This window comes from Enterococcus sp. DIV0561 (assembly GCF_050539875.1).
Classification (GTDB): domain Bacteria; phylum Bacillota; class Bacilli; order Lactobacillales; family Enterococcaceae; genus Enterococcus; species Enterococcus faecalis.
Genome location: NZ_CP172927.1, coordinates 947,359 through 957,500 on the forward strand (window position 1 = coordinate 947,359; position 10,142 = coordinate 957,500).

7 protein-coding genes and 1 rRNA gene (1 of these 8 running past the window's edge) are annotated in these 10,142 nt (G+C 38.6%); all 8 read left to right on the top strand.

Annotated elements, in window-relative coordinates; translation table 11 throughout:
- The first annotated feature begins 87 nt into the window (after positions 1 to 87).
- Positions 88 to 1,050, top strand: coding sequence for a 6-phosphofructokinase (pfkA, locus tag IGM13_RS04605; protein ID WP_002355947.1), 963 nt, complete (start codon positions 88 to 90; stop codon positions 1,048 to 1,050).
- A gap of 64 nt (positions 1,051 to 1,114) precedes the next feature.
- Complete coding sequence (gene pyk / locus IGM13_RS04610; protein ID WP_002355949.1) at positions 1,115 to 2,872, top strand: pyruvate kinase; 1,758 nt, start codon at positions 1,115 to 1,117, stop codon at positions 2,870 to 2,872.
- 372 nt (positions 2,873 to 3,244) lie between these two features.
- Entirely contained in the window at positions 3,245 to 3,814 is a 570-nt protein-coding gene (locus tag IGM13_RS04615; protein WP_002383443.1) for a YceD family protein, read from the top strand.
- A gap of 56 nt (positions 3,815 to 3,870) precedes the next feature.
- Positions 3,871 to 4,050, top strand: coding sequence for a 50S ribosomal protein L32 (gene rpmF, locus IGM13_RS04620; protein ID WP_002355952.1), 180 nt, complete (start codon positions 3,871 to 3,873; stop codon positions 4,048 to 4,050).
- Between the two features lie 204 nt (positions 4,051 to 4,254).
- Positions 4,255 to 5,676: an NADP-dependent phosphogluconate dehydrogenase gene (gene gndA, locus IGM13_RS04625; protein ID WP_002383445.1), complete on the top strand. Its 1,422-nt coding sequence runs from the start codon at positions 4,255 to 4,257 to the stop codon at positions 5,674 to 5,676.
- Positions 5,677 to 5,833: 157 nt separating this feature from the next.
- Entirely contained in the window at positions 5,834 to 6,520 is a 687-nt protein-coding gene (locus IGM13_RS04630) for a response regulator transcription factor (RefSeq protein WP_002355954.1), read from the top strand.
- Positions 6,521 to 6,530: 10 nt separating this feature from the next.
- The gene (locus IGM13_RS04635; protein WP_002416339.1) at positions 6,531 to 8,060 is read left to right on the top strand and encodes a HAMP domain-containing sensor histidine kinase; all 1,530 of its coding nucleotides are present in this window, start codon (positions 6,531 to 6,533) and stop codon (positions 8,058 to 8,060) included.
- A 768-nt stretch (positions 8,061 to 8,828) separates the two neighbouring features.
- Positions 8,829 to 10,142 (top strand): 16S ribosomal RNA (locus IGM13_RS04640) (it continues 247 nt past the right edge of the window).

Consider the following 10,142-nt stretch of genomic DNA (forward strand, 5'->3'; position numbering starts at 1 on the left):
TGAATGACGTAATATTTTTGTATATCAATTTTTGCGAAAAGGTTTCTTTTGGCAGTTGAAAGTATATTATATGAGGTGAAATAGCGAATGAAACGCATTGGTATTTTAACCAGCGGGGGAGATGCCCCTGGAATGAACGCTGCAATTCGTGCAGTCGTACGCAAAAGTATTTTTGATGGAATCGAAGTTTACGGTATTAACTATGGATTTGCCGGTTTAGTCGCAGGCGACATCCGTCGTTTAGATGTTGCTGACGTTGGCGATAAGATTCAACGTGGTGGAACATTCTTGTATTCTGCTCGTTATCCTGAATTTGCTACTGAAGAAGGGCAATTAAAAGGAATCGAACAATTGAAAAAATTCGGTATTGAAGGCTTAGTTGTTATTGGTGGAGACGGTTCTTATCATGGCGCAATGGCTTTGACAAAACGTGGTTTCCCCGCTGTTGGAATTCCTGGAACAATTGATAATGATATTCCTGGAACAGATTTCACAATCGGTTTTGATACAGCGATTAACACTGTTTTGGAATCAATTGACCGAATTCGTGATACAGCAACTTCTCATGTTCGTACATTCGTTATCGAAGTAATGGGACGTAACGCTGGTGATATCGCATTGTGGTCAGGCGTGGCAGGCGGAGCAGATGAAATCATTATTCCTGAACATGATTTTGATATGAAAAACGTTGCCAAACGCATTCAAGAAGGCCGTGACCGCGGGAAAAAACATTGCTTAATCATTTTAGCAGAAGGCGTAATGGGCGGAAATGAATTTGCTGATAAACTTTCTGAATACGGTGATTTCCATACGCGTGTATCAATTTTAGGACACGTGGTTCGTGGGGGCTCGCCAAGTGCTCGTGACCGTGTATTAGCAAGTAAATTTGGGTCATATGCTGTTGAACTTCTAAAAGAAGGCAAAGGCGGTTTATGTATCGGTATGTTAGATAACCAAGTAGTTGCAGCTGATATTATTGACACGTTAGAAAACAATAAACACAAACCAGATTTATCTCTTTATGAGTTAAATCATGAAATTTCTTTTTAATCTTGTATATTAGCTAATCTTATTAGCTTTGTATAAACAAATTTGGAATAGGAGCGTTTTAGTAATGAAAAAAACGAAAATCGTATGTACGATTGGACCAGCTAGTGAATCCGTTGATATGCTAGTAAACTTAATTAATGCAGGTATGAATGTTTGCCGTTTGAACTTTTCACATGGTGACTACGAAGAGCATGGTGCTCGTATTAAAAACATTCGTGAAGCTGTAAAAATTACAGGGAAACGCGTAGCGATCTTACTAGATACAAAAGGTCCTGAAATCCGCACAAATGACATGGAAAATGGCGCAATCACAATGAAAATTGGTGATTCAGTACGTATTTCTATGACAGAAGTTTTAGGAACAAATGAAAAATTCTCAATCACTTATCCAGAATTAATCAATGATGTAAACGTAGGTTCACACATTCTTTTAGATGATGGTTTAATCGATTTAGAAGTAACTGATATCGACCGTGATGCAAACGAAATCGTAACAGTTGTTAAAAACGAAGGCGTCTTGAAAAATAAAAAAGGCGTTAACGTACCAGGCGTTTCTGTAAACTTACCAGGGATCACTGAAAAAGATGCTAACGATATCCGTTTCGGAATTGGTCAAGGAATTGACTTTATCGCAGCTAGCTTCGTTCGTCGTGCTTCTGACGTTTTAGAAATCACTAAAATTTTAGAAGAAGAAAACGCAACACACATCCAAATCATTCCTAAAATCGAAAACCAAGAAGGTATCGATAATATCGATGAAATCTTAAAAGTTTCTGATGGTTTAATGGTTGCTCGTGGTGACATGGGTGTTGAAATTCCAACAGAAGATGTTCCAGTTGTCCAAAAAGCTTTAATTAAAAAATGTAATGCTTTAGGTAAACCAGTTATCACTGCAACACAAATGTTAGATTCAATGCAACGTAACCCACGTCCAACACGTGCGGAAGCAAATGACGTAGCAAACGCAATCTACGATGGAACAGATGCAGTAATGTTATCAGGCGAAACTGCAGCAGGGGATTACCCATTAGAAGCTGTTCAAACAATGGCTCGTATTGCAGTTCGTACAGAAGAAACATTAGTTAACCAAGATTCATTCGCATTGAAATTATATAGCAAAACAGATATGACTGAAGCAATCGGACAATCTGTTGGCCATACAGCACGTAACTTGGGTATCCAAACAATCGTTGCGGCAACAGAATCAGGCCATACAGCACGTATGATCTCTAAATACCGTCCAAAAGCACATATCGTTGCAATTACGTTCTCAGAACAAAAAGCACGTAGCTTATCATTATCATGGGGTGTTTACGCAACAGTTGCTGACAAACCATCAAGCACAGATGAAATGTTTAATTTAGCTTCAAAAGTATCACAAGAAGAAGGTTATGCTTCAGAAGGTGATTTAATCATTATCACTGCTGGTGTTCCAGTTGGCGAAAAAGGCACAACAAACTTAATGAAAATTCAAATGATCGGTTCTAAATTAGTTCAAGGTCAAGGTGTCGGCGAAGAAGCAATTATTGCAAAAGCCGTTGTTGCAGGAACTGCTGAAGAAGCAGTTGCTAAAGCGACTGAAGGAGCTATTTTAGTTACAAAAACAACAGATAAAGAATACATGCCTGCAATTGAAAAAGCATCAGCATTAGTTGTTGAAGAAGGTGGTTTAACTTCTCATGCAGCTGTTGTAGCGATTGCACAAAATATTCCAGTTATCGTAGGTGCTGCAGATGCAACATCATTAATTAATAATGACGAAGTGATTACTGTTGATCCTCGTCGTGGTATTGTTTACCGCGGAGCAACAACAGCTATCTAAGTCTAATTAATTCAATCATTTGATTTTAAGCAATATGTACTCGGACGCAAAGCTGGGACAAACCGATTCGTCAGTTTGTCTCAGCTTTTTTACAAGGAAGACAGTAGTACGAAATGTTCAGAAAACACGTATTCAGTAAATAAAGAGTTGGGCGCAAATAGTAAAATTATGTCTTAGTTTTAAATTATTTATGTTATTTCACACAAAAATTTTGTTATTTAATTAAATAAGCGCTAAGTTATCTTCAACAGAAAAACAATTATAAAAAAAACGAAAGAAAAACAGGAAATAAGAAAGGGCTGTCAAGAAAATTTCATTGACAAAGCTTTCATACCCCTGTATAATAGCTTTTGTTGCTTAGGAGTGATAATTATGAAGTGGTCTTTGTTAGAATTAAATAAATACAAAGAAGAGCCGCTAGTGTTTTCAGAAACATTGCATCTTAAAGAAGAGCTTCTTCAACGAGATGATACCTTGTTGGATGTTAGTCCAATCAAAGTAGAAGGCTTATTAGCAGTCAATAAATCAGAATATTTACTTCATTACACTATTCAGGTAACTGTAACCGTTCCTTCATCCCGTTCTTTAGAACCTGTGGCTTTGCCAATGCAAATCACGGTCGATGAAGTCTTTATGACAAAAGAACAAATGGATACAAGAGATGAACGATTTGCAGCTGAAGAGATTATTTTATTGGACAAGCCAACAATTGATTTAGATGAATCTGTCGAAGACAACATTCTATTGTCCATTCCAATTCAAGTGCTTACAGAAGAAGAACAAAACAGTCAAGAAATGCCAAGTGGCAATGACTGGGAAGTGATTTCAGAAGAAGCATATTTGGAAAGTAAGCAGAAAGCAGCAGAACAAACAGTGGATCCTCGTCTGGCTAAACTATCAGAATTACTCAGCGATAATGCTGAAAAGGAAGATAACAGCTAGGTTGGAATATATTGTGTATGTAAATACACGCATCTTTACAAGGAGGTGGAACAACAATGGCAGTACCAGCTAGAAGAACTTCTAAAGCGAAAAAAGCAAAACGTCGCACACACTACAAATTAACAATCAAAGGCTTAAATGCATGCTCAAACTGTGGTGAAATGAAAAAAAGCCATCACGTATGTCCAGCATGTGGTCACTACGATGGAAAAGACGTAATGTCTAAAGAAGCATAAGCATAAAAACATTTTTTGAAATGTTGAATCCCCTAGGCTAACCATGGAGCCTAGGGGATTTGTATTTTTTTAAGAAAATATGAAGAAATTGGAAATTTATTGGCACTATATTGTTTTCATATGAAAGATAGTGCGTTATAATAGTGAGGATTATAAGAGAATGCTCATAGAATTTTCGTTGATTATAATATAGGAGGTCATAAAATGACAAAACAACAATTTGGCGTAGTCGGCATGGCTGTCATGGGAAAAAATCTTGCTTTAAACATTGAAAGCAGAGGCTATACAGTTGCGCTGTATAACCGTACAGGATCAAAAACAACAGAAGTGGTTGAAGAACATCCTGACAAAAACTTTCAAGCAACATACTCAATTGAGGAATTTGTGAATGCAATTGAAAAACCTCGTCGAATTATGTTGATGGTTAAAGCTGGACCTGCAACAGATGCGACAATCCAAGAATTGTTACCACACCTTGATAAAGGCGACATCTTAATTGATGGCGGTAATACGTTCTTCAAAGACACAATGCGACGTAATGAAGAACTAGCAAACTCAGGAATTAACTTTATTGGTACTGGCGTTTCTGGCGGAGAAGAAGGAGCCTTGAAAGGACCATCTATCATGCCTGGCGGACAAAAAGAAGCATATGAGTTAGTTGCGCCAATTCTTGAAAAAATTTCAGCTAAAGCAGAAGACGGTGAACCATGTGTGACTTACATTGGCCCAAATGGTGCTGGACATTATGTAAAAATGGTTCATAATGGGATTGAATATGGGGACATGCAATTAATTGCTGAATCCTACGATTTAATGAAACAAATCTTAGGTTTATCTGTTGATGAAATGGCAGAGATTTTCAAAGAATGGAACGAAGGCGAATTAGACAGTTACCTTATCGAGATCACGGCTGACATTTTGACACGTAAAGATGATGAAGGAACCGACCAACCAATCGTTGATGTTATTCTTGATGCAGCAGGCAACAAAGGAACAGGTAAATGGACAAGCCAAAGTGCGTTAGATCTTGGCGTACCATTACCATTAATTACAGAATCAGTATTTGCACGTTTTATTTCAGCTTACAAAGAAGAACGCGTAAAAGCAAGTGGCATTTTATCAAAACCTGCAGCCTTTGACTTTGCAGGCGATAAAAAAGAATTGATTGAAAAAATTCGCGAAGCATTATACTTTAGTAAATTAATGAGTTATGCGCAAGGTTTTGCACAACTCCGTGCAGCTTCTGAAGAATACGGATGGGATTTACCATTTGGTGAAATTGCAAAAATCTGGCGAGCAGGTTGCATTATCCGTGCACAATTCTTACAAAAAATTACCGATGCATATGAAAAAAATCCAGCACTTGAAAACTTGTTGTTAGATGAATACTTCGTAGAAATTACGAAAAAATATCAACAAGCCGTTCGTGAAGTTGTTGCGATTGCTGTTCAAGCAGGTGTTCCTGTACCAACATTCTCATCTGCAATTGCTTATTACGATTCTTATCGTTCAGATCGCTTACCAGCGAATTTAATTCAAGCACAACGTGATTACTTCGGTGCTCATACGTACGAACGCACAGACAAAGAAGGAATCTACCATTATAGCTGGTACAACGAAGAATAAACACGCTGGAGACCATGAGTGTGGCTCACCATGCTCATGGTTTTACTGTGGCTTAAAAAAGAACCAGACAGATTGAGTAGTAATTCTCTAATAAGTAGTAAGGAATAAAAAGGTTGAGCTTGAGTATAGCTTTTAAAGAGAAAGGACAATTAATCAAATGAGCAACATTTTAATTATTGAAGATGAAAAGAACTTAGCGAGATTCGTTGAGCTTGAATTAAAACATGAGGGGTATACGACAGAAGTACACTACAATGGTCGTACAGGATTGGAAGCCGCTCTTAACAACGAATGGGATGCTATCCTTCTTGATTTGATGTTACCAGAATTGAATGGATTAGAAGTATGTCGCCGTGTTCGCCAAGTGAAAAATACACCAATTATTATGATGACTGCGCGTGATTCAGTAATTGACCGTGTTTCTGGTTTAGACCATGGAGCGGATGATTATATTGTTAAACCATTTGCAATTGAAGAATTGTTAGCTCGTTTACGTGCGTTACTTCGTCGTATTGATATTGAGGGCGATAAAAACGTTGCAAAACAAACAACGATTACATATCGTGACTTAACAATTGAAAAAGAAAATCGTGTCGTTCGTCGTAATTCTGAAATGATTGAATTAACAAAACGCGAATACGAATTACTATTAACGCTAATGGAAAACGTGAACGTTGTCTTGGCACGTGATGTGTTACTAAATAAAGTTTGGGGCTATGAAACAGAAGTAGAAACAAACGTTGTGGATGTATATATCCGCTACTTGCGAAATAAAATTGACGTACCTGGAGAAGAAAGCTACATCCAAACTGTCCGTGGAACTGGCTACGTTATGCGTTCGTGAGAACTAATTAATGAAAAGAACGATTAAAAAAGAACTGGAAGGCCCATCTTTAACTATAAAGTGGGCTTTCGCAAGTTCTTTCTTTATATTTGTAGTTTTTACCATTTTTGCGGTGATTACCTATAAGTCTTCTGTCAGTCTTATTGTTGCCAAAGAAAAGGAAAATGTCGAAGCAACGATTGCAGAAGTAACAAATCGATTAGCTAATGCCAATGAAAATTTAACGGTAACAGACGTTTTTGACTATTTAAAAACGCCGAGTGAAAGAGATGAAAACTACTATAATAAGCATACAGCAGTAGAAGGTTCGTTTATGGAAATGGACAGTTTCATATCTGAACTAGGACAACCAGAACTTTATTTATCTGTGTATGACACAAACCAAAAGCTAGTTTTTAAAACGCAAAATGAATATGATAAGTTATTACAATTGGATCGACAATTACCTGTTGTTCGAACTGTTTTTGATAAAACCGGTTTTTATTCCGTGGAACCTATTTTTTCAAAAGAAACACGAGAAAAGATTGGCTATATTCAAGCGTTTTATGAACTTTCTTCTTTTTATGAAATTCGTAATCATTTATTATTAACACTTGTAGTTTTAGAAGTGATTTCTCTGATTGTAAGTAGTGTCTTAGGCTTTATCCTCTCTTCTTATTTCTTAAAACCATTAAAAGTATTGAGAGACACGATGGATACAATCCGCAAAGACCCGCAATCAGATGTCCACATGCCGGAGATTAATACGAGAGATGAGTTAGCAGATATCTCGGAAATCTTTAATGAAATGTTAGATCGTATGAGACGCTACATCGAACAACAAGAGCAGTTTGTTGAAGATGTTTCCCATGAATTAAGAACGCCCGTTGCGATTATGGAAGGCCATTTAAACCTTTTAAATCGTTGGGGGAAAGACGATCCTGAAATTTTAGATGAATCATTAAAGGCCAGTTTACAAGAAATTAGTCGTATGAAGAGTTTGGTCCAAGAAATGCTTGACCTTTCACGCGCTGAACAAGTGGACACCCAATATGCAAATGAACGAACAGATGCTAAACAAGTAGTCTACCAAGTATTTAATAACTTCCAATTGGTTTATCCTGAGTTTCATATCACATTAGATGACGATTTACCAACCGAAGTTGAACTGAAAATCTATCGTAATCACTTTGAACAATTGCTAATTATTCTATTAGATAATGCGATTAAATATTCAACAGATCGAAAAGAAGTGCATATTTCCATTTCTCGAACGATGAATGAATTTGAAATAGCTGTGCAAGATTTTGGTGAAGGAATCACTGAAGAAGACTTGGAGAAAATATTTGATCGATTCTACCGAGTAGATAAAGCCCGTGCAAGAAATAAAGGTGGTAATGGCTTAGGACTATCGATTGCAAAACAATTAGTCGAAAACTATAAAGGACGTATTGATGCAGAAAGCGTATTGCATCAAGGAACGATCTTTAGAATTTTTATTCCAATCGCTGGAATAAAAGAAGAGGAGGTCGGGACAGAACCGTTTAGCTCCGAGAAATAAGAAGAAATTTCCGAAAATTGCTCTTTAATTTTTGGAGAATTTCGGCTTATTTCCGAAGGAGTTGGTTCTGTTCCCGCCGTTTATCAGTTTTTGAGCGTGGAGCAAAAATCCAAAGTGATTTTTGTCCCACGCTTTTTTTTTACGAATGATTAACGAACATTTCAGTAAGAGAAAAGGGATTATAAGATAAAGAAACGAATGTTTTCTTTGCAGAAAATATTCATCGTTCGAAATTGAAAAAAATGTTATTTTTCTGCAAAATAATAGTTGCGTTTTAGAAAAATCCTTGGTATATTAATATCTGTTCTGACAAACAGTTTGTTAAGAAAAAAGTTTTAAAAAGTTGAAAATTTTTCTTGACGAAAAGATAAATAACATGTTAGAATAACAAAGTCGTTAAAGAGATTGCTTTTAAATCAATCATTTGATCAAAAAAACTTGTTATAAAATAACAAAAAAGTTTTAAAAAGTTGTTGACAAACAACTGAGATAATGATAAGATATAGAAGTTGTCACAACAGACAACAACAACCAAGCAAAACAACTTAAAAAAACTTTTTTAAAAAAGTTCTTGACATTCAAACGAAAGTTTGTTATGATATAAAAGTTGCTGCGAGGTAACGTAGACCTTTGAAAACTGAACAAAGAATAGACGAACCAAATGTGTAGGGCGTCTTGATTCAATTCAAGACAACAAACATTTTTAACAAGCAAGCAATATGCTAGCAAACAAATTGAGCTTAACAATCGCAAGATTGTTCTAACTTTTATTATGAGAGTTTGATCCTGGCTCAGGACGAACGCTGGCGGCGTGCCTAATACATGCAAGTCGAACGCTTCTTTCCTCCCGAGTGCTTGCACTCAATTGGAAAGAGGAGTGGCGGACGGGTGAGTAACACGTGGGTAACCTACCCATCAGAGGGGGATAACACTTGGAAACAGGTGCTAATACCGCATAACAGTTTATGCCGCATGGCATAAGAGTGAAAGGCGCTTTCGGGTGTCGCTGATGGATGGACCCGCGGTGCATTAGCTAGTTGGTGAGGTAACGGCTCACCAAGGCCACGATGCATAGCCGACCTGAGAGGGTGATCGGCCACACTGGGACTGAGACACGGCCCAGACTCCTACGGGAGGCAGCAGTAGGGAATCTTCGGCAATGGACGAAAGTCTGACCGAGCAACGCCGCGTGAGTGAAGAAGGTTTTCGGATCGTAAAACTCTGTTGTTAGAGAAGAACAAGGACGTTAGTAACTGAACGTCCCCTGACGGTATCTAACCAGAAAGCCACGGCTAACTACGTGCCAGCAGCCGCGGTAATACGTAGGTGGCAAGCGTTGTCCGGATTTATTGGGCGTAAAGCGAGCGCAGGCGGTTTCTTAAGTCTGATGTGAAAGCCCCCGGCTCAACCGGGGAGGGTCATTGGAAACTGGGAGACTTGAGTGCAGAAGAGGAGAGTGGAATTCCATGTGTAGCGGTGAAATGCGTAGATATATGGAGGAACACCAGTGGCGAAGGCGGCTCTCTGGTCTGTAACTGACGCTGAGGCTCGAAAGCGTGGGGAGCAAACAGGATTAGATACCCTGGTAGTCCACGCCGTAAACGATGAGTGCTAAGTGTTGGAGGGTTTCCGCCCTTCAGTGCTGCAGCAAACGCATTAAGCACTCCGCCTGGGGAGTACGACCGCAAGGTTGAAACTCAAAGGAATTGACGGGGGCCCGCACAAGCGGTGGAGCATGTGGTTTAATTCGAAGCAACGCGAAGAACCTTACCAGGTCTTGACATCCTTTGACCACTCTAGAGATAGAGCTTTCCCTTCGGGGACAAAGTGACAGGTGGTGCATGGTTGTCGTCAGCTCGTGTCGTGAGATGTTGGGTTAAGTCCCGCAACGAGCGCAACCCTTATTGTTAGTTGCCATCATTTAGTTGGGCACTCTAGCGAGACTGCCGGTGACAAACCGGAGGAAGGTGGGGATGACGTCAAATCATCATGCCCCTTATGACCTGGGCTACACACGTGCTACAATGGGAAGTACAACGAGTCGCTAGACCGCGAGGTCATGCAAATCTCTTAAAGCTTCTC